At 69.5% G+C, this 21,289-nt stretch carries 12 protein-coding genes; 7 read left to right on the top strand and 5 right to left on the bottom strand.

Annotation, left to right across the window (positions count from 1 at the left end):
• Positions 1–25 precede the first annotated feature (25 nt).
• The 5 genes from QE363_RS07290 (at position 26) to QE363_RS07270 (ending at position 10,499) form a co-directional block, all read left to right on the top strand.
• Entirely contained in the window at positions 26–5,212 is a 5,187-nt protein-coding gene (locus QE363_RS07290) for a BapA/Bap/LapF family large adhesin (protein ID WP_309693699.1), read from the top strand.
• Positions 5,213–5,390: 178 nt separating this feature from the next.
• Positions 5,391–6,659, top strand: a complete 1,269-nt coding sequence (locus QE363_RS07285; RefSeq protein ID WP_309693695.1) for a TolC family protein — start codon at positions 5,391–5,393, stop codon at positions 6,657–6,659.
• On the top strand, positions 6,656–8,797 hold the full coding sequence (locus QE363_RS07280; RefSeq protein WP_309693692.1) for a type I secretion system permease/ATPase: 2,142 nt from the start codon (positions 6,656–6,658) through the stop codon (positions 8,795–8,797). The genes QE363_RS07285 and QE363_RS07280 overlap by 4 nt, the downstream gene beginning before the upstream one ends.
• Positions 8,794–9,981 carry an HlyD family efflux transporter periplasmic adaptor subunit gene (locus QE363_RS07275; protein ID WP_309693689.1) on the top strand — a complete coding sequence of 396 codons (1,188 nt, stop codon included), beginning with the start codon at positions 8,794–8,796 and terminating at the stop codon, positions 9,979–9,981. The genes QE363_RS07280 and QE363_RS07275 overlap by 4 nt, the downstream gene beginning before the upstream one ends.
• A 74-nt stretch (positions 9,982–10,055) precedes the next feature.
• Complete coding sequence (locus tag QE363_RS07270) at positions 10,056–10,499, top strand: MarR family transcriptional regulator (protein WP_309693687.1); 444 nt, start codon at positions 10,056–10,058, stop codon at positions 10,497–10,499.
• Positions 10,500–10,521: 22 nt separating this feature from the next.
• On the opposite strand, the gene QE363_RS07265 is transcribed toward QE363_RS07270, so the two are convergent.
• Complete coding sequence (locus QE363_RS07265) at positions 10,522–12,756, bottom strand: TonB-dependent receptor domain-containing protein (RefSeq protein WP_309693684.1); 2,235 nt, start codon at positions 12,754–12,756, stop codon at positions 10,522–10,524.
• Between the two features lie 77 nt (positions 12,757–12,833).
• Between QE363_RS07265 and QE363_RS07260 the strand changes: the two genes are divergently transcribed.
• Entirely contained in the window at positions 12,834–15,308 is a 2,475-nt protein-coding gene (locus QE363_RS07260) for a sulfite reductase flavoprotein subunit alpha (protein WP_309693682.1), read from the top strand.
• Between the two features lie 12 nt (positions 15,309–15,320).
• Here the strand turns inward: QE363_RS07260 and QE363_RS07255 are convergent, their stop codons facing one another.
• Both QE363_RS07255 and epsC read right to left on the bottom strand, forming a co-directional pair.
• Positions 15,321–16,061 (bottom strand): gamma-glutamyl-gamma-aminobutyrate hydrolase family protein, encoded by a 741-nt coding sequence (locus QE363_RS07255; RefSeq protein WP_309693681.1) that lies wholly within the window; start codon positions 16,059–16,061, stop codon positions 15,321–15,323.
• Positions 16,058–17,032, bottom strand: coding sequence for a serine O-acetyltransferase EpsC (gene epsC / locus QE363_RS07250; protein WP_307103980.1), 975 nt, complete (start codon positions 17,030–17,032; stop codon positions 16,058–16,060). Before epsC ends, QE363_RS07255 begins: the two co-directional genes overlap by 4 nt.
• Positions 17,033–17,244: 212 nt before the next feature.
• Here epsC and QE363_RS07245 point away from each other — a divergent pair, with 212 nt between their 5' ends.
• On the top strand, positions 17,245–18,264 hold the full coding sequence (locus QE363_RS07245) for a class 1 fructose-bisphosphatase (RefSeq protein ID WP_309693677.1): 1,020 nt from the start codon (positions 17,245–17,247) through the stop codon (positions 18,262–18,264).
• Between the two features lie 267 nt (positions 18,265–18,531).
• On the opposite strand, the gene QE363_RS07240 is transcribed toward QE363_RS07245, so the two are convergent.
• Positions 18,532–19,572 (bottom strand): LacI family DNA-binding transcriptional regulator, encoded by a 1,041-nt coding sequence (locus tag QE363_RS07240; protein ID WP_309693675.1) that lies wholly within the window; start codon positions 19,570–19,572, stop codon positions 18,532–18,534.
• Between the two features lie 10 nt (positions 19,573–19,582).
• Positions 19,583–21,265, bottom strand: coding sequence for a GMC family oxidoreductase (locus QE363_RS07235; protein ID WP_309693672.1), 1,683 nt, complete (start codon positions 21,263–21,265; stop codon positions 19,583–19,585).
• Positions 21,266–21,289: the final 24 nt, after the last annotated feature.

The raw sequence follows: 21,289 nt of genomic DNA, 5'->3' as shown, positions 1-21,289 counted from the left end.
ACCGCGCCCGACTTCACCGCGCCCGATGCGCCGCTGGTCGCCGTCAACGCCGACGGCACCCTGGCCAGCGGCAGCGGCCGAAGCGGGGGCGACCGTCACCATCCGCGACGGCGACGGGACGGTGATCGGCAGCGGCGCGATCGGTGCCGATGGCCTGTTCGCCGTGCCCCTGACCCCCGCCCAGGCGAATGGCGGGACGGTCAGCGCCACCCTGTCCGACGCGACGGGCAATGTCTCGGGCGCGACCATCGTGACCGCGCCCGACATCACCGCGCCGGGCGCGCCGCTCGCCTCGCTCGATCCGACGGGTAGGATCGTGTCGGGCACGGGCGAGGTCGGCGCGACCGTGACGGTTCGCGACGCGGGCGGCAACGTGCTGGGCACCGCGACCGTCAATGCGGGGGGAAACTATGCCGTGCTCCTGCCCGTCGCGCAGATCGACCGGCAGATCCTGTCGGTCAGCCAGGCCGATGCCACCGGCAATATCTCGGGCAGCACGAGCGTTGCCGCGCTCGATCTGACGCCGCCGAACGCGCCCGCCGCCGTCGTGGCGGCCGACGGCGCCAGCCTGACCGGCACCGGCGAGATCGGCGCGATCGTCACCATCACCGATCCGGTCGGGCTGGTGATCGCCACCGTGCCGGTCGGCGCGGACGGCCGCTTCACCGTCGCGCTCGCCCCGCCGCTGACCAACGGCCAGCTATTGACGCTGACCCAGGCGGATGCGGCGGGCAATGTCTCGGCACCCGGCGCGGCGATCGCCCCCGATCTGGTGCCCAACGACACGCCGGGCGCACCGACCGCCAGCGTCGCGCTGGACGGCGCGAGCATATCGGGCACCGGACAGGCGGGCGCGACGATCACGGTGCGCGATGCGACCGGCACCGTCATCGGCGGCACCATCGTCAATCCGGACGGCAGCTACAGCGCCACGCTGACCACGCCGCAGACCAATGGCGAGACGGTCCGCGTGACCCAGGCCGATGCGGACGGCGATGTCTCGCCCCCCGCCATCGTGATCGCGCCGGACCTGACCTCGCCCGCCGCGCCGACCGCCACGATCGACGCCACCGGCTCGGTGGTGACCGGCGTCGGGGAAGTCGGCGCAACCGTCCGCATCGCCGACGCGGGCGGCACGCTGCTGGGCAGCGGGGTGGTCGGCGCGACCGGCCGCTATGTGGTGGTGCTGTCCACGCCGCAGACCGATGGCCAGCCGCTGACTGCGACGCAGGCGGACGCGGCAGGCAATGCCTCGCCCGGCGTCGGCGTCATCGCGCCCGACCTGACCGCGCCGATCGCGCCGCTGGGCACCGTATCCGGAGACGGGACGACGGTCACCGGCACCGGCGAGGCGGGGGCGACCGTCACCATCCGCGACGTGGGCGGCACGATCCTGGCGACCGCGCTGGTGGCCGGGGACGGCAGCTTCACCGCAACGCTGTCGCCCGCTCAGGCCGATGGCCAGCTGCTGGTGCTGACCCAGGCCGATCCGGCGGGCAATGTCTCGCCGATCGCGCAGATCGCCGCACCCGACATCAGCGCGCCGGTCGGCCTGACCGCCGCGATCGACGGCGCAGGCATCATCGTCACGGGCCAGGGCGAAGCGGGGGCGACCGTCACCATCCGCGATGCCGCCGGGACGGTGCTGGGCACGGCGCTGGTCGCCGCGAACGGCAGCTATGCCACGCTCCTGACCACGCCGCAGGTCAACGGCCAGCTGCTGGTCGCGACCCAGGTGGATGCGGCGGGCAATAGCGGCACCCCCGCCCCCGTCACCGCGCCGGACCTGACCGCGCCGCTCGCGCCGGTCGGCATCGTCGCGGGCGACGGCACCACCATCACCGGCACCGGCGAGGCGGGCGCCACCGTCACTATTCGCGGCCCCGGCGGCATCGTGCTGGGCACCGCGCTGGTGGCCGGGGACGGCAGCTTCACCGCGACGCTGACCCCGCCCCAGGCCAATGGCCAGCTGCTGTCGCTCAGCCAGAGCGACCCGACAGGCAATGTCTCCCCGATCGCGCAGGTCAGCGCGCCCGACATCACCGCACCGGTCGGCCTGACCGCCGCGATCAACGGCGCGGGGACGCTGGTCTCCGGCCAGGGCGAGGCGGGCGCGACCGTCACCATCCGCGACGCGGGCGGCACGGCGATCGCCACGGCGGTGGTGGCCCCCAACGGCACCTATGCCGCCATCCTCGCCACGCCGCAGGTCAACGGCCAGGCGCTGTCCGTGACCCAGGCCGATGCCGGGGGCAATGTCGGGGCCGCTGCCGCCGTGACCGCACCCGACCTCACCGCGCCGCTGGCGCCGGTCGGCATCGTGTCGGGGGACGGCACCACCCTGACCGGCACCGGCGAGGCGGGGGCGACCGTCACCATCCGGGGGCCGGGCGGCGCCATTCTGGGCACCGCCCTGGTCGCGGCGGACGGCAGCTTCGCCGTGCCGCTCGTCCCGGCCCAGGCGAACGGCCAGCTCCTGTCGCTCAGCCAGGCCGATGCGGCGGGCAATGTCTCGGCGACCGCGCAGGCGACCGCGCCCGACATCACCGCCCCGATCGGGCTGACCGCCGCGATCAACGGCGTCGGTACGCTGGTCACCGGCACCGGTGAGGCTGGAGCGACGGTCACCGTCCGCGATCCGCTGGGCACGGTCATCGGCACCGGCATCGTCGCGGCCAATGGCAGCTATAGCGTGACGCTGACCGTGCCGCAGGCCAATGGCCAGCTCCTTCAGGTGACGCAGGCCGATGTCGCGGGCAATGCCTCGCTGCCCGGCAGCGTGATCGCGCCCGACATCACGCCGCCCGCCGCCCCGCTGGCGACGGTCAACGGCACGGGCACGACCGTCACCGGCACCGGCGAGGCGGGGGCGACGATCCGCATCCTCGACCCCGCCGGCCAGCTGGTCGGCACCACGCTGGTCGGTGCGGATGGCGGGTATAGCGCGACGCTGTCCACGCCGCAGGCCAATGGCCAGCTGCTGAGCGTGACCCAGACCGATGCGGCGGGCAACGCCTCGGTCCGGATCGTCGCCAACGCCCCCGACATCACGCCCCCCGCGCCCCCGACCGCCACGATCAATCCGGGCGGCACGGTGGTCAGCGGCCTGGGCGAGCCGGGCGCCACGGTGGAGGTGCGCAACGCCGCCGGGACCGTCCTCGGCACCGGTACGGTTGCCCCCGGAGGGCTCTATGCGGTCACGCTGCCCAGCCCGCAGCTGGCGGGCGAGACGCTGAGCGTGGGCCTGCGCGACGGGGCGGGCAATGTCTCGGCGGCGGTGTCGATCGTCGCGCCCTTCGACATCGGCGCCTTCGACAACACCGCCACGACGCTGGTCGATCTGGTCCCGGTCCAGACCAACGAGAATCTAGGCAGCGCCAATTACACCGCGCTGGTCTCGCTGGGTCTGGTCAACCTCGATGCGCAGGTGCTGGCCATCCCCAATGTCCAGTTCACCGTCGATGCGGGCCATACGCTGGCGGCGACCTTCACCTATGACTCGCTGGCCAATGTCGGGGTCGCCAGCGGCTATTCGGTGGTGGTCCAGCGGTTCAACGGGACCAGCTGGGTCGCGGTCGATGGCGGTGGCACGTCGTCGCTGCTGGAGGTCGGGCTGCTGAACGGCAACCTCGTCGCCAATGTCGATCTGGGGCCGGGCCAGTACCGCGCCTTCGTCACCTTCGACAATACGCTGGGCGTCGGGCTGCTGGGCGGGCTGAGCGTTACCGGGGTCGATTCCGACTTCACCGACATCGCGCAGGTCATACCCGCCGTCACCAACGGCAACGTCATCACCGATCCCGGCACCGGTGGCCAGATCGATGTGGTCAGCCCGCAGACGGTCGTGGAGAGCGTGACGCTGAACGGCGTGACGACGGCGGTGACGGCCGACGCCACGATCGTCGCGGGTCTATGGGGTACGCTGACCATCGCGCGCGACGGCAGCTATACCTATATCCCCGATGCGAATGCGGCGGTGCTCGGCAAGGTCGACCGCTTCACCTACACGCTGCTCGACGCCTCGGACAATGAACGCGAGAGCGCCACGCTGACCATCACGATCGGCAGCCCCGACGTGACCGGCGCGCCCCTGGCCGTGAACGATGTCGCCACCGCCGCGGCCAGCTTCGTCAACGTGGTCGAGACGCGCGCGCCGGTCGTCGACACCAGCTTCACCACGCCGCTGGCGAGCATATTGTCCGGGCCGCAGACCGGGCGGGCCGTCGACAGCTTCACGGTGGATGCCAACAGCGTCGCCAACGTCACCCTGTCGGCGGTCATCGCGCCGGGGCTGGCGCTGCTGCCCAGCTATACCATCACCGTCACCAATGCGGCGGGCACGGTGGTCGGCACCAACTCGGGCACCGGCGTGGCGGGCATTGGCGGGGTGCTGGGCACGGGGCTCAGCGTGACGATGACCGGGCTGCCCTCGGGCACCTACAACTACACCGTCACCAGCACCAACGCGCTGGGCACCGGCTATACGAGCAGCGTCTATGTCGCCCAGACGGTCACCCATCTCGACCAGTTCGCGCTGACCGGCACGACCCCGGTCAGCGGCGACCTGCTGGCGAACGACGCGCCGGGCAGCGACTTCCTGGAAATCCGGATGTTGTCGGGCGGCCGCTTCGTCGCGGTGGGCGACACGCCGCTGACGCTGGCGGGGGCGCACGGCACGCTGACGATCAACGAGGTCGGACAGTATAGCTATCAGCCGAGCACGACGCTGGGCTATTCGGCGGTCGATCCGGTGGACAGCTTCACCTATCAGATCGTCCAGCCCGACGGGCAGGTGGCGACAGCGCGTCTGGACGTCGCGGTCGACATCAACAACGGCGTCGCCCCGGCCTTCCCGGCCGCGACGATCACCGCGCTCGATGCCGATGGCATGGATCATCTGGCGCTCGACGTGGTGCCGATGATGGCGGACATCGACCAGCCCGCGCCGGTGGTCGCCGCCGACCATGGCGATGCGCGGATCGCCCTGTCGCTGATGGAGGGTCAGGGCGATCTGGAGGCGGTGCTGACCCGCTATCTGGATACGCAGCAGCCCGCGACCGTCACCCTGACCGACGACGATCGGGGATCGACCGCGATCGCCACTGATATCGGTCCCATCGACGCCGCGCCGATCGTCGACGATCCGCTGGGCTATCTGACCGTTTCGGCCGATCCCGAGCAGGAGAAACTGGCGACCATGCACATAATGTGACGAATGCGGTCACCACTCCGGAAATGGACGTGATTGGGAGTGCCGAAGGCGCCAGTCTTCGGCACTTTTCTCATATTATTAAAGCAGTTTAGCCGAGATCCCACACAGGGCAGGTTAGAAGAGGCGATCGATGACGAAAGAGTGGCGTGAACGCTACCAGCGACGATCGGAAAGGATGATGGCGGCTATTCTGGCGGTGACCATGGCAAGCGCCCCCGTATCGGCCGAACCGGCCGTCACGATGGAAAGCGCCATGCGCGAGGTGCTGGCCTGGCACCCCTCGGTCACGCAGGCCAGCGCGACGCTGGACGCGCGCGGCGAGGATGTCGAGGTCGCCCGCGCGGGCTATCTTCCCCGGATCAGCGCGGGCGTGGGCAGCGGCTATGACAGCCGGATCAGCACCGGCTGGCGCCCCCGGCCGCAACTGTCCGCCTCGCAGATGCTGTATGATTTTGGCAAGGTCGCGGGCGCGGTGGAATCGGCGCGTGCGGGCACCCGGATCGGGCGCGCCGACCTGTTGCTGGCGGTGGATGCCCTGATCCGCGACACCGGCTTTGCGATGATCGAGGTACAGCGCAACGCCGCGCTACGCGCCATCGCGATGGAGCAGCTGGCGCGGATCGAGGATATAAGCGCGCTGGTCGAAAAGCGGTTCGGCAAGGGCGCGACCACGCGCTCCGACGCGCTCCAGGCGCAGTCGCGGGTCGCCGCCGCGCGCGCGACGCTGACCCGGATCGAGGCGGAACAGCGCCGCTGGACCACCAGCCTGTCCTTCCTGCTGGGCCGCGAGAGCGCGCCCGCGGTCGATCCGCAGGTGCCCGACTGGCTGTTGCGCAGCTGCGGCCGCGCGATGACGGTCGACTGGGCTGATGTGCCCGCGATCATGCGGGCCCGCGCGCAATATGAACAGGCGACCGCCGAGGCGCGGCGCGCCCATGCCGGGCGGCTGCCCACCATCGCGCTGGCGGGCGATGCCTCGGCCGATGTGTCGTCGCCCTTTTCGGACCGCAGCCTTTATAATTTCGGGTTGAACGTCACCAGCGACGTGTTCGGTGGCAATGCGGTGCGCGCCCGCGCGCGCAGCGCCGATTACGGCGTCCGCGCCGCCGAGGCCGCCGAGCGCCAGGCGCGCAACGAGGCGGGCCAGCAACTCGCCGAGGCGCAGCAGCAGATGGCCGGGCTGTCGCAGCTGCTCGCCACGCTCGCCGAACGGCAGGACAATATGGTCGAGACGGGCAAGCTCTATCGCCTGCAATATCTCGACATGGGCACGCGCACGCTGGTCGACCTGCTCAACGCCGAACAGGAATTGCAGCAGGCCCGCTTCGATGCGGCGAACACCCAGCATGACCTGCGGCGACTGGCGGTGGAATGCCTCTATGTCTCGGGCCAGGCGCGCGATGATTTCGGGCTGACCGGCACCAGCATCCGGGGGGTGACGCTGTGACCGCGCCCGCCGATCCGCAGGGCTGGATCGACATGATGGGCCAGGTCGCGCGCCATTACCGCATGCCCTTTGCCGAACAGCGCGCGCGGCTGACCGCACTATGGCAGGGCGAGGGCGACGAGGAGATGCGGGTCCGCGCGCTCGCCCGCGCCTCGGGCCTGTCGGTGCGCTTCGCCGCCCCGGCCAGCGTCCGGCTGACCAGCTGGCGGCTGCCGGTCATCGCCTGCCTGGCGGACGGCGAGCTGGCGCTGATCACCGCGATCGATGCCGAGGGGCAGGCGCTGTTCACCGTCGCGGGCGAAGCCGATCTGGCGGTGCAGCGCCCGCTCACCGCGCTGGTCGAACAGACCCGCGTCTTCGTCATCCCCCGCCCGTCGCGCTCGGCCGCCGATGTCCGCGTCGACAGCTATATCCGCCCCTTCCAGCCGCACTGGCTGCGCGACATCCTGCTCCAGGACGCGCGCGGCTACGGCCATGTCGCCATCGCCTCGGTCGTGACCAACTGCCTGGGGCTGGCGGGCATGCTGTTCTCGATGCAGGTCTATGACCGGGTGGTCCCCGCCCAGTCGATGCCGACGCTCTATATCCTGTTCCTGGGCGTGCTGCTGGCGACTGGATTCGATTACGTCCTGCGGCGGCTGCGGGTCGGAATCACCGACATTCTTGGCAAGCGCGCCGATCTGCGGCTGTCCGATCGAGTCTTCGGCCATGCGCTGCGCGTCCGCAACCGCGCGCGGCCGACCTCGACCGGCACCTTCATCGCGCAGCTTCGCGACCTGGACCAGGTGCGCGACATGCTGACCTCGACCACCGTCGCGGCGGTCGCGGACCTGCCCTTCTTCCTGCTGTTCCTCGCCATCCTCTGCTTCATCGGCGGCACGCTGGCGCTGGTGCCGGTGGTGGCGCTGGTCGCGCTCCTGCTGCCCAGCCTCCTCGCCCAGCGGCGACTGCGCGCCCATGCCACCGAGTCGATGCGCGAGACCTCGCTGCGCAACGCCCTGCTGGTCGAGGCGGTGCAGGGGATCGAGGATATCAAGACGCTCCAGGCCGAGGAGCGTTTCCAGCGCCAGTGGAACCATTGCAACGCGGTCGCGGGCGAGGCGCAGTTGCGCCTGCGCGGGCTGACCGCCAGCCTGTCGACCTGGGCGCAGAGCGTGCAGAATGCGGTCTATGCGACCGTGATCTTCGTCGGCGCGCCGATGGTCATCGCGGGCGACATCACGACCGGCGCGCTGGTCGCGACCTCGATGCTGGCCAGCCGGATGATGGCGCCGATGGGGCAGGTGTCGCACCTGCTCGGCCGCTATCAGCATGCCAAGGTCGCCGCACAGAGCCTGAACCAGATCATGGCGCTGCCGGTCGACCATCCCGATGCCGAGCATCGCATCCCCCTGCCCTCGGTCGCCGGGCGCTTCGCGCTGCGCTCGGCGGTGTTCGGCTATGCCGATCCCGATGCCCCCCCGGCGCTGACCGTCCCCCGGCTGGACATTGGGGCAGGCGAGACGATCGCGCTGCTCGGCCGCAACGGGGCGGGCAAGTCCACGCTGCTGCAAGGCCTGTCGGGGATGCTCCAGCCGATATCGGGCGAGGTGCTGCTCGACGATCTTGCGCTGCACCAGATCGATCCCGGCGATGTCCGCCGCGACGTCGCGCTGCTGACCCAGGACAGCCGCCTGTTCCACGGGACGCTGCGCGAGAATCTGACCATGGGCGCACCGATGGCGCGCGACGAGGCGATCCTGTCCGCGCTCGCCATGGTCGGCGCGGTCGATTTCGTCCGGCGGCTGCGCGACGGGCTGGAGCACCGCGTGCTGGAGGGCGGGCGCGGCCTGTCGGGCGGGCAGCAACAGGCACTGCTGCTCGCGCGGCTGCTGATCCGCCAGCCGCAGGTCGTGCTGCTTGACGAACCGACCGCCGCGATGGACGAAACCGCCGAGCGCCAGTTCATCGAACGGTTCCGCGAATGGAGCCGGGGCCGCACCGTCATCGTCGCCACCCACCGAATGCGCGTGCTCGAGCTGGTCGACCGCATCATCGTGATCGACCAGGGTCAGATATTGCTCGATCAGCCCAAGGCCAATGCGCTGGCGACCATGACCAAGGCCGGACAGGGTGGCGCGCGGAGCCAGGCGGCATGACCGCGCTGACCCATCCCGCCGACCTGCCCTTCGCCGACGAGGGCGGCGCGCCGCTGCTCGCGGCCAAGCGGATGACCTGGGTGCTGACCGCGCTGTTCGTCGTGGCGCTCGGCTGGGCCTGGTTCGCCGAGCTGGACGAGGTCGCGACGGGCAGCGGCCGGGTGGTGCCGACCAGCCGCGAACAGGTGCTGCAATCGCTGGAGGGCGGCATCCTCGCCAAGATGCTAGTGCGGCAGGACGATATCGTGAAGCCCGGCCAGATCCTGGCGCAGCTCGACCCCACGCAAGCCGGATCGACGGTCGAGGAAAGCGCCGCCAAATACCGTGCCGCGCTGGCCGCACAGGCGCGGTTGCAGGCGGAAGTGAACGGCACGCCCCTGAGCTTCTCGCCCGAACTGAACGCTTTTCCCGCGCTCAAGGCCGAGCAGCAGCGCCTTTATGACGCGCGCCGCCGCAGCCTGGCCAGCTCGATCGGGCTGATCGACGAGTCGCTCGCGCTGATCGGCCGCGAAGTGGGGATCGGGGAGTCGCTGATCGCGGTCGGCGCGGCCAGCAATGTCGAGGTGCTGCGCCTGAAGCGCCAGCGCGCCGACCTGGACCTGAAGAAATCCGATCTGCGCTCGCAATATATCGTCGAGGCGCGGCAGGACCTGGCCAAGGTCAGCGAGGAAGTGGAGGCGCTCGCCCCCGTGGTGCGCGGCCGCTCGGATACGCTGAGCCGCCTGACCCTGCGCTCGCCGGTGCGCGGCGTGGTCAAGAATATCGAGGTGTCGACCATCGGCGGCGTGATCCCGCCCAATGGCAAGATCATGGAGATCGTGCCGCTGGACGAACGCCTGCTGGTCGAGGCGCGGATCGCGCCGCGCGACATCGCCTTCATCCGCCCCGGCCAGCGCGCCAGCGTCAAGATCACCGCCTATGACTATGCTATCTTCGGCGGGCTGGAGGGCAGGGTCAGCAGCATCTCGCCCGACACCATCCGCGACGAAGTGAACCCGGACGTCTATTATTACCGCGTCTTCGTGCGGACGACGGCGGACTCGCTGGTCAACAAGGCGGGCAAGCGCTTTCCGATCGTGCCGGGCATGATCGCCACCGCCGACATCCACACCGGCAGCAAGACGGTGCTGCAATATCTTCTGAAACCGCTCAACCGCGCGCGCGAGGCGATGCGTGAGCGGTAGTCGCCCCACTCCCATCCCATCCCACGCCATCCCAGGGATGACCGTCATCCCCGGCCTCAGCTCAGGATATGTCGATGTCGAAAAACCTGGCAGCCCGCTATCCCGCCACCCATGGTCGCGCGGCAATGTCCGCCGCGCCGATCCGGACGCATAACGGCCCCACCCTGCTCGCCCTCGCCCGCCAGATCCAGGCGATGCGCGCCAATACCGCCAAATTCTTTCCCCGCGACGTGTTCCGCGATTCCGCCTGGGACATGATGCTGGAGCTGTTCATCGCCGAGCAGCAGAACCGCCCCCTCTGCGTCAAGGAACTGATCCTCGTCTCGGGCGAAAGCTCGACCAGCGCGCTGCGCCGCATCGACCGGCTGGAGGGGGCCGGGCTGATCCGGCGGCGGACCGACCCGGCGGATCACCGGCGGCTGGCCGTCACCCTGACCCAGCGCGGCACCGATGCGATGACCGCGATGCTGCGCCACCTGGACCTGTCGATGACCGAGGACGGGCGGCCGCAAAGCTGACCCGTCCCCGGCCGCACGGCGATCAGAAGCGCTGGTCCCACCCGATGGTGAAGGTCCGCCCGCGCCCGGCGAAGAAGGCGAGGTTGTCGTTGGGCAGCCGGGTGTCGCTGTTATAGTCGATATAGAAGCGATCGAAGATGTTCTGCGCGCTGACATAGAAGCCGCCGATCCGCGTCTGGTAGCGCAGATAGGCGTCGGTCACCGTATAGCCGCCGAAATTGTTGCGCGGATCGGGATTGGCCTTGCCGTGGAAATTGCGCGCCAGATACAATTGCGTCTGCACCCGCGCCGAAACCGGGCCGGAGGCGAAGTCGGCCGCCACGTTCATCCGGTCGGGCGAGATGTTGGTGCCGTCCAGATCGGTGTCGACCTTGCCGTCCGGATTGCGCGTATCGCTGTCATATCTGCCGATCAGATGGGCATAGCCGGTCGACAGGCGCAGCCCCTCGATCGGCATCTTCATGCCCAGATTGAGCTCCAGCCCCTGGATCTCGACCCGCTGGCGCTGCACCTCGAAGATGCCGTTGCCCAGCGCCAGCAGGACCTGGCCCTTGTCGCTGGACGACCAGAAATAGGTGGCGCTGGCGTCCATCGGCCCACGCTTCACCTCGACGCCGATCTCGCGATTGTTCGAGATGACCGGATCGATCGCGCGGAAGTTGCTGAGGTCGGTGCCGGGGGTGGACACCGCGCGGGTGATGCGGCCGATATCGGCCATGGTGAAGCCCTGCGCATAGCTGGCATAGGCGCGGATGCCCTTCCACGGCTCCAGGATCACGCCGCCATTGTACAGCAGCTGGTCGAAGCCCGGTTCGCCGCCCTTGACGCTGACGCCGCCATAGGTCGCCGCATTCTTGCCGTCATAGGTGTTGGAGGCGAGCGTGTGGTAATCGTTGATGCGGACCTTCACATTCTCCCACCGGACGCCGCCCGCCAGACGGACCACGCCGTCGAACAGCTTCAGATTGGCCTGGGCGAAGGGCGCCAGGCTGCGGAAATCGGCGGGTGGCACCCAGACGCGGTTGGTGATGATCAGCCGCTGTTCCGACTTGTCCCACAGCGCGTCGAAGCCGATCGTCGCGACCAGCGCCTCGAACCCCGGCACCGCGCGTTCATAGCTGGCCCGCGCGCCCAGCTTGCGCGACCGGTTCTCCGACTGGTCGAGCAGCGTGCCGACCGGCGCGATCGCCGGGTCCTGGAAGGTCGCGATCGCCGTCGGCTCGCCGCCGAACGTGTCATAGGTGCGGTTGAAGAACAGCTGCGCCGTCAGGTTGCCGCCCGCCACATCGCTGTCGGTATAGGATAGCGACAGGGCCTCGGCCTGGTTGGCCGCGGGCTTGCCGGGCGGGTTGCCGCGCACCGCGCTGGTCGGCACGCCGGTCAGGCGATTGCCCGCCAGCGGCACGAACCGCCCCTCGCCGTCCAGCGTGTAGCGATTGGCGATCAGGTCCAGCCGCCCGGTGTCGCGCAACTGGACGCCCAGCCGCGCGAACAGGTCGAGCGCGTGCGAATCCTGCGTCTCGCCCTGCGTCAGGTTGATCCCGATCCGGCGATCCTGCGCATCGTAGAAGACGCCGCGCCGTTCATAGGACGCCCCCAGCGTCGCGTCGAAGATACCGGACTTGTACTGGACGAGGCCCGCCGCCTTGCCGCCCAGCCCTTCGCCCTCGAACCCGTCGGCGGTGGTGCCCTGCACCAGCGCACGGCCCGACCAGCCCTCGGTCCGGGGTGGGCCGACCGTCACCTGGTTGATGATGCCGCCGGTCCCGCCGACGCCCTGAAGCGCGTTGGAGCCATAGATCAGCTCGACCCGGTCGATGAAGAAGCCGTCGATGGTGAAACCGTCGCGGCTGCCGTCGCGCAGCGGGGTCGTCTGCGGAATGCCGTTGATCGCATAGAGCGGCGAACGTCCGCGCAGCGTCTCCCCCGCCCCCGACAGCTTGCCGCGAGTCGGGGAAAAGCTGGGCGTCAGGACCGATATGGCATCGGTCGTGCTGCCCGAGATCGCGATCTGCTGGTCCAGCGCCGCCTTGTCGATGATGTCGATGGTCAGCGGCAGCGCGTTGGGCGGCAGGATGGTGCGCGCGGCGGTGACGACGACTTCCTGCTTGTCGGCCTCGTCCGCCGCGCCCTGCTCTGCGGCGGGTCGGACCTGCGCGACGGCGGGTGCCGCCATCGTCAACATCGCGACCGCGCTGCTGGCAAGCCATGCCCGGCGTAGACCCGACCGAGCATTCGCCCCAATCTTATGCATCATTACCCCCTCGAAACCATTGACCAGAATCGCGAGGCGCCCTAACGCTACTCATTATCAATAACAAGCCTGGATCGACCGTGATCTCGACGCGCACGATATTGTTTCAGGTCCACTGGTTTCTGGGCATCACCGCCGGACTGGTGCTGGCGGTGATGGGCGTGACCGGCGCGCTGATCAGCTTCGAGCCCGAGATTCTGGCCGCGACCAATCCCGGTATCGTGACCGTCACCCCCGGCCGGACGCCGCCTTTGCCCGCGCCCGCGCTGATCGCACGCATCCAGGCGGAGATACCCGGCCTGCGCATCCAGCGGCTGATCGTCGAGCGCGATCCGACCCGGGCGGCGATGGTCGGCTATACGATCGGCGACAGCAAGAAGCGCGAACGCGCCTATGTCGATCCCGCGACCGGCGCGCTGCTCGGCGAACCTCGGGGCAGCGGATTCTTCGAGACGGTCGAAAATCTCCATCGCTGGCTGGCGCTGCCCGGCAAGGGCAATGGCATCGGACGGCAGCTGACCGGCTTTGCCGCGCTGTCGCTGATCTTCTTCGCGCTGTCGGGCCTCTATCTGCGCTGGCCGCGCCGCCCGCTGGACTGGCGCAATTGGCTGGTGCTCGATCTCCGCAAGACGGGGCGCAATCTCTACCGCGCGCTGCATGCGGTGGTCGGCGGATGGGTGCTGCTCTTCTACCTGATCAGCGCGGGCACCGGGCTATGGTGGTCCTATGGCTGGTATCGTGACGGCGTGCGCCATCTGCTAACGACCGAGCAGGTCGAGCATGGACGGCGCGGCGGCGGCGCGAAGGACGCCAGGCCCGACCTGTCGCGGGCCTGGAACAGCTTCACCCAGGCGACCGGCGGGCGCGACTATGAGCGGATCACCGCCTCGGTCCGCGACGGCGCCATCCAGTTCCGCGCCAAGCTGCCCGGCGGACGGCACGATCGCGTGTCGGACGAGGTGACCGTGGACGGCGCGACCGGGCGGATCGTCTCCGATACGCCCTATGCGACGCGGCCGCTGGGCGACGATATCGTGACCAGCGTCTATGAGATTCATCGCGGCGCCTATTTCGGGCTGGTCGGGCGGATCGTCATGGCGCTGACCAGCCTGACCATGCCGCTGTTCACGGTGACGGGCTTCCTCCTCTATTTCGCGCGGCGGCGACGCAAGAAGGCGCTGGGCGCGGTGCTGGCCGAGACGCCGGTCGCGGCCCCCGAAACCACGACGACGCTGGTCGCCTATGCCAGCCAGACCGGATCGGCCGAGCGGATCGCCCGGCTGACCGCGCAGGCGCTGCCCGATGCCGCCGCCGTGCCCGTGACCGCGCTCGATCCGGCGCGGCTGGCGGGGTTGCGGCAGCTGTTCGTCGTCGCCAGCACCTATGGCGAAGGCGAGCCGCCCGATGCTGCGCGCGGCTTTGCCCGGACGCTGGCCGAGGCGCCCGGCGACCTGTCGCATCTGCGCTATGCCGTTCTGGCGCTGGGCGACCGCGAATATAGCGATTTCTGCGCCTTCGGGCACCAGATCGACCGCTGGCTGCATGCGGGCGGCGCGGAGCGGCTGTTCGATGCGATCGAGCTGGACGGCGACGATGCCGATGCCCAGCGGCTGTGGCAGCAGCAGCTTGCCAGCCTGGGCGCGCGGACCGACCAGCCCGACTGGACGCCCGCGCCGATGGCCGACTGGCGGCTGGTCGAGCGGCGCCTGCTCAATCCCGGCAGCCATGGCGGACCGACCTGGCACGTCGCGCTCGCCCCGGCGGACGGCGCGGCCGAATGGGCGGCGGGCGACATATTGGAAATCCTGCCGCAACAGGATGTCCGCCGGGTCATCGCCTTCCTGGCGACGACCGGCCTGCCCGACACGCCCGCGATGCGCGCGCGGCTGATGACCAGCATCCTGCCGCCCGAGGCCGGCCCCGGTTTCGACCCCGACACGCTGCGCCCCCTCGCGCACCGCGAATATTCGATCGCCTCGATCGCGGCGGCGGGCCGGGTCGAACTGATCGTCCGGCTCTGCACCGCCGAGGACGGGCTGCCGGGCCTGGGCTCCGGCTGGCTGTGCGGGGGCGCGGCGATCGGCTCGGTGGTCAAGGCGCGCGTCCATGCCAATCCCGCCTTCCATTCCCCCGCCGACTCCGCGACGCCGATCGTGCTGATCGGCAACGGGACCGGGCTGGCCGGGCTGATGGGGCATCTGCGCCAGCGCGCCGCGACCGGCGGCGGCCCCGCCTGGCTGTTCTGGGGCGAGCGGCATCCCGATCACGACGATTACCATGCCGCCGAGCGCCGGGCGCTCGGCCAGGCGGGCGTGCTGACCGGCATGGCGACCGCCTGGTCGCGGCTGGGGACCGGTCCGCGCTATGTGCAGGACGTGGTGGCGATGGAACGCGACACGATCCGCGCGGCGGTGGCGGCGGGCGCGACGCTCTATGTCTGCGGCAGCCTGAAGGGCATGGCGGGCGATGTGCACCGCACGCTGACCGAGCTGCTCGGCGACGCGGCGCTGGAGGAGATGGCGGCGACCGGGCGTTATGCCCGCGACATCTATTGAGGGGTTATTTCCTCAGGCATGGCCGCGCGCCGAATGGCCCAGACGGGTGAAGAAGCTGCGCGCGACATGGCACTGGGCGACGTCCCATTCGGGATGCCATTGCACCGCCAACACATCCGCGCCGCAACCGGGGGCGCGGAATGCCTCGATCAGCCCATCCTCGGCATCGCGCGCCTCGACCACTAACCCATAGCCCAGCCGGTCGACGCCCTGCTGGTGGACCGAATTGACCTCCAGCCGCCGATCGCCGTCCCGCCCCGCCAGCACGCCGCCGGGCATCAGGTCGACGGGGTGATGATGGCCGAACAGTGACTCGTAACTCTCGTCCCAGCTGCCGCGATGATGGCGCGCCGAGCCGCCCAGGCAGGTCAGCGACCCGCCGAACAGCACGTTGATCTCCTGCATCCCCCGGCAGATGCCATAGACAGGCTTGCCGCGCTCGATCATCCGCCCGCCCAGCGCCAGCGCGACCGAGTCGCGCCGCGGGTCGCACGCCTGGGGCGCGAGTTCGGCGCAGTCGCCATATTGCGCGGGCGCGACATGCGAACGTCCCCCGGTCAGCAACAGGCCGTCGAGCATGTCGGCCATCATGACCGTGTCGACCGCCTCCGGAATGGCGGGGATCAGCACGACGCTGGCGCCGCCCAGCTTGACCAGCGGATCGATGAAGCGCGTCGCCACCGCCTGGATCGGCCGGTTCGCCTCCTCGTTTCCGCACATCAGACCGATGATCGGCTTGCCGCCCCGGATCATGCCCGTCCCTCCAGTTCCTGGCGTAGTGCACGGCCCTCCGCGATGGCCAGGGCCTGCGCCTCGGGCTGGACCAGCACGCTGTCGGGCGCGGCATCCGCCAGCAGCCAGACATTGCCGCCGATCACCGAGCGCGCGCCGATCGTCACCCGGCCCAGGATCGTCGCGCCGGCATAGACGATGACGTCGTCCTCGACGATCGGATGGCGCGCGAAACGGTCGCGCGGCGAACGCGGTGCGGTGCCCAGCGCCGAACGCGCGCCCAACGTGACATGCTGGTACAGCCGCACCCGCTCGCCGATGATCGCGGTCTCGCCGATGACGACGCCGGTGCCATGGTCGATGAAGAAATGCCGCCCGATCGTCGCCCCCGGATGGATGTCGATCCCGGTCCGCTCATTGGCCAGTTCGGAGATCATCCGCGCCACGATGGGCGCGCCCAGTTCGTTCAGTTCATGCGCGATGCGATGATGCAGGCTGGCGGTCGCGCCGGGATAGCAGAGCAGGATCTCGTCGACGCTGCGCGCTGCCGGATCGGCCAGGAAGGCGGCCTCGACATCGCTGTCGATCAGGTCGCGGACTTTGGGAAGGGTGGCGCCGAACAGTCGGGCGATCAGCGCGGCCTGTTCGGGCGGGAAGGCGGCATCGGCGTCCTTCTGCCAATAGGCCAGCTCCGCCCCGATCTCGCGCTCCAGCGCGGTCAGCCCGGCGAGCAGCTTGGCGGCGACGAAACGGTCCTCCTCCACCCCCGCCCCCCGAAAATGGCCCAGACGGCGCGGATAGAGCGCGGCGGCGATCAGCGCGACGACATCCTCGACCCCGGCGCGCGAGGGGAAACGCTCGACGTCGCGGCCCGCATCCTGCCGCTGCCGCCAGCCGTCACGGGCGCGGCGCAGCCCCGTGACGATCGCGTCGATGCCGGTCGCGGCGTCGGGGGCGGCGCGGTCGGTCGGGGTCAGGGCTTGGGTCGACATGATGATCCTCCGACCGGCAACATATCCCACTTGGCGAATGGGATATAACAGAAATGCTACGTCCCTATAAAGCACGGGCTTTGCTTAACGGACGGTTGCGCGGCTCGGGGGGCTGGGGCAGGGTCGGTGCATCATCATGGCCCGGTCGGCGGGAGGGAGCCCGCCCGGCCGATCGTCCCACGGCCCCATCCATTCCCCGGAACACCGCGACGATGACCATAGCGCGCCAGACGACGCTGACCCGTTTCCTGATCGAGCAGCAGCGCCGCTCGCCGGAGACCTGCCCCCCCGAGCTGCGCCTGCTGATCGAAACCGTGGCGCGCGCCTGCAAGGCGGTGAACCAGGCGATCTCCAAGGGCGCGCTGGGCGATGTGCTGGGCTCGCTGGGCAGCGAGAATGTGCAGGGCGAGGTCCAAAAGAAGCTGGACGTGATCGCCAACGACCTGCTGCTCGACGCCAATGAATGGGGCGGGCACCTGGCCGCCATGGCGTCGGAGGAGATGGAGACGATCCACCGCATCCCCAACCGCTATCCCAAGGGCGAATATCTGCTGCTATTCGATCCGATCGACGGGTCGAGCAATGTCGATGTCGACCTGTCGGTCGGGACCATCTTCTCGGTCCTGCGCGCGCCCGAGGATTGCGCGGGGCGCGAGGTGACCGAGGCGGACTTCCTGCAACCCGGCCGGGCGCAGGTGGCGGCGGGCTATGCGATCTACGGGCCGCAGACGCTGCTGGTGCTGACGGTCGGCGACGGGGTGTATGAATTCACGCTCGACCGCGAATTGGGTTCGTGGCGGCTGACCGACGGGCCGATGCGGATTCCGGCGGGGAACCGCGAGTTCGCGATCAACATGGCCCGCCGCCGCCAATGGTCGCCGGGCATCGCCCGCTATATCGAGGAACGCATCCTGGGCACCGAGGGGCCGTGCGGGGTGGACTATAACATGCGCTGGACCGCCTCGATGGTGGCGGACATCCACCGCATCCTGAAGCGCGGCGGCGTGTTCCTCTATCCGGGCGACCACCGCCAGTCGGGCAAGGCCAAGCTGCGCCTGCTGTACGAAGCCAATCCGATGAGCTTCCTGATCGAACAGGCGGGCGGGGCGGCGATCGACGGCGCCATCCCGATCATGGATGTCGAGGCGATCGGCCTGCACCAGCGCGTCGGCGTGGTACTGGGCGATGCCGAGGAGGTGGCGCTGGTCGCGGAATATGGGCGCACGGGGTGAGGAATTCCCTTGGCCTTCGACTTCGCTCAGGCTGAACGGAGGGCGGGGCAGGTTATCGAAATCCAGACATCCCTATGACCCCGGCGAAGGCCGGGGCCCAGTTACGATGTGGCTGGAAAGACGGGATGAACCTGCCTCCCCCGCTTTGCCTGGCGCGCCATCGGCCGGGTGGCGCCTGGGCCCCGGCCTCCGCCGGGGTCGACAGGAATATTGGCCCGCTCTCCCCCCTCCGTTCAGCCTGAGCGAAGTCGAAGGCTACGGGAATTCCTATCCGCCGGGTCCGAACCATGCATGGCGCCCCACCGACTCCCGCACGACCAGTTCAAAGGCCATCACCCGGTCCTCCACGATCCGCGAGCGTAGCGCCGCCAGCACCTGCTCCACCGCGCCGAACGCCATGTCCTCGACCGGCTGGCGAATGACGGTCAGCGGTGGCCAGACCCGCGATGCGATCGCGGTGTCGTCGAAGCCCGTCACCGCCAGGTCGTCGGGCAGGCGCAACCCCATGCGGTGCGCCTCTCCGATCAGCCCGGCGGCCATGTCGTCGCTGCTGCACAGGATCGCGCTCGGCCGGTCCGCCAGGTCCAGCAGGACCCGCCCCGCCGCCGCGCCGGACAGCGGATCGAATCCGCTCTGGATCACCAGCGCAGGGTCATAGGTTAGGCCCGCGGCCGCCAATCCGTCGCGAAAGCCCGCCAGCCGCTCGTCGGCGACCGAAAAGCGTTGCGGCCCGGCGATGAAGCCGATCCGCCGGTGCCCCGCCCGTGCGACATGCGCGGTCATCGCCGCCATCGCCGCGCGGTTGTCGATCCGGACGGTGGCGATGTCGGGCAGCGCCTGCCCCGTCGCGATCGCCGCCGCCGCGACGCCCAGTTCCTCGAACAGTCCCGATCCGCTGAGCAGCTCGGCAAAAGGCGGCACGAGCAGCACCCCCGCCGCCCCGCTCTGCACCAGCGCGCGCACCGCCGCCTCGGCCGCGTCGCGGGTCAGCCCTTCCTCGCCCTGCGCGATGAATTGCAGCCCGCGCGCATTGCTGGCGCGCAAGGCCCCCAGCAGCACCGAGTCGATGAAGGGCGTGCTCCGGTCGCTATAGACCAGCCCCAGCATGGTCGCGCGCGCCTTGGCCAGCCGACGCGCGGCCACATTGGGGACATAGCCCAGTTCCTCGATCGCCGCGAGCACCGCCGCGCGGGTGGCCGCGCCGACCCGGCCCGCGCCGTTGATGACGTTGGACACCGTCATCGCCGAGACGCCCGCCCGCTCGCCCACCGCGCGGATGGTGACGCCTTCGGGGCGCCTGGCGGTCATGCGCGGGAGGTCAGACGGCGCCAGCCTTCAGCCCCTTGACCGCGTGATCGGCCGCGCGCGCGGTCAGCGCCATGAAGGTCAGCGACGGGTTGACGCACGACACCGACGCCATCTGCGCACCATCGGTCACGTACAGGTTCGACGCGTCATGCGCCTGGCTCCATTTGTTGAGCACCGAGGCCCGCGGGTCCGCCCCCATGCGCGCGCCGCCCATTTCGTGGATCGCGTCGCCCGGCACATGCTCCTGCTCGCCGCTGGTCACGTTCCTCAGGCCCGCCGCGCGCAGCATCGCCTCGCCCTCGCGCCGGGCGTCCGCCATCATCTTCAGTTCGTTGTCGCGGAAGGTCACGTCGAACTTCAACAGCGGCACGCCGAAGCGATCGACCTTGCTGGAATGCAGCGAGATGCGATTGTCCTCATAGGGCAGGCATTCGCCGAACGCGCCCATGCTGAACTGCCAGGGACCATAGCGGCGCATGCCATGCTTCATCTCCGCGCCGAAGCCGACCGGCTTGGCGGCATTGCGATAGGCCGAGCCCTGATAGCCATAGCCGCGCCGGAAGCCCAGCCCTTCGTCGCCCTTCAGATTGCGGAAGCGCGGCACATAGACCCCGCCCGGACGGCGGCCATATTCGATCAGATCCTCCATGCCGGGAATCTCGCCCGACACGCCGACGCGGAAGATATGGTCCATGACATAGCGGCCCAGCGTTCCGCTGCTGTCGAAATGGCTGCGCTCCGAGCCGGGCGCGCGCGAGTTCATCAGGATCTGCACCGACGCCATCGCCGAGGCGCAGACGAAGACGAGATTGGCGGCCACCGTCTGCGCCTGCCCCGTCTTGGCATCGACATAGCGGACGCCGGTGACCTTCTTGCTGGCGGGGTCATAGTCGATCCCCGTCACCACCGCGTCCGATTGCAGCGTCAGCCGCCCGGTCGCGCGCGCGGCGGGCAGCGTCACCGCCTGGGTCGAGAAATAGGCGCCGAACGAGCATCCATTGCCGCACTGGTTGCGGAACTGGCATTTGGTGCGGTTCTGGTCGGGCTTGTCCTCGGTCATGTTGGACAGGCGGGTGTTGATCAGCTTGCGGCCCGGAAACTGGCCCTCCAGCCGCTCCTTCAACCACTTCTCCGCGACGTTCATCGGGATCGGCGGCTGGAACTCGCTGTCGGGCAGATAAGGCAAATTCTCGCGCGACCCCGATACGCCGATATATTTCTCGACATAGGCATACCATGGCGCGACGTCGTCATAGCGGATCGGCCAGTCGGCGGCGACGCCCTCGCGCTTGTTCGCCTCGAAATCGTCGGGGCTCCAGCGGAAGGACCAGCGGCCCCAGATCAACGACTTGCCGCCGACCGCGCCGGGGCGGATCCAATAGAATTTGCTGCCCTCGTCATAGGCATAGGGGTTCAGCCGGTCGTCATTGTAGAATTTCTGGTTGCTGGGCGCGACATAGCCCTGTTTGGCGATGAAATAATCGCTTTCCACCAGGGGCTTGGGCATGATGTTGCGCGCGGGCACCTCGAAAGGCGGCTTGCCGTCATAGGGATAGCCCTCGCCATGCTCGACCATGACGCCCCGGTCGAGCATCAGGACGCGCAGGCCCTTTTCGGTCAGTTCCTTAGCGGCGAAACCGCCGCTGATCCCCGACCCGATCACGATCGCGTCGAAACGGTTCGTCGCCGCCATGGTCTATCCTCCCTATATCGTTCT

The sequence above is a fragment of the Sphingomonas sp. SORGH_AS_0870 genome (genome assembly GCF_031453175.1).
Classification (GTDB): Bacteria; Pseudomonadota; Alphaproteobacteria; order Sphingomonadales; family Sphingomonadaceae; genus Sphingomonas.
The sequence above is the reverse complement of the archived record's forward strand: the minus strand, read 5'-3'. Positions and strand labels throughout refer to the sequence as shown.

Coding starts and splice junctions, on each gene's coding strand:
- QE363_RS07285 (WP_309693695.1), top strand. CDS start 5,391: ATGGCGGCTATTCTGGCGGTGACCATGGCAAGCGCCCCCGTATCGGCC.
- QE363_RS07265 (WP_309693684.1), bottom strand. CDS start 12,756: ATGATGCATAAGATTGGGGCGAATGCTCGGTCGGGTCTACGCCGGGCA.
- QE363_RS07290 (WP_309693699.1), top strand. CDS start 26: ATGCGCCGCTGGTCGCCGTCAACGCCGACGGCACCCTGGCCAGCGGCA.
- QE363_RS07255 (WP_309693681.1), bottom strand. CDS start 16,061: ATGATCCGGGGCGGCAAGCCGATCATCGGTCTGATGTGCGGAAACGAG.
- QE363_RS07270 (WP_309693687.1), top strand. CDS start 10,056: ATGTCGAAAAACCTGGCAGCCCGCTATCCCGCCACCCATGGTCGCGCG.
- QE363_RS07245 (WP_309693677.1), top strand. CDS start 17,245: ATGACCATAGCGCGCCAGACGACGCTGACCCGTTTCCTGATCGAGCAG.
- epsC (WP_307103980.1), bottom strand. CDS start 17,032: ATGTCGACCCAAGCCCTGACCCCGACCGACCGCGCCGCCCCCGACGCC.
- QE363_RS07240 (WP_309693675.1), bottom strand. CDS start 19,572: ATGACCGCCAGGCGCCCCGAAGGCGTCACCATCCGCGCGGTGGGCGAG.
- QE363_RS07275 (WP_309693689.1), top strand. CDS start 8,794: ATGACCGCGCTGACCCATCCCGCCGACCTGCCCTTCGCCGACGAGGGC.
- QE363_RS07235 (WP_309693672.1), bottom strand. CDS start 21,265: ATGGCGGCGACGAACCGTTTCGACGCGATCGTGATCGGGTCGGGGATC.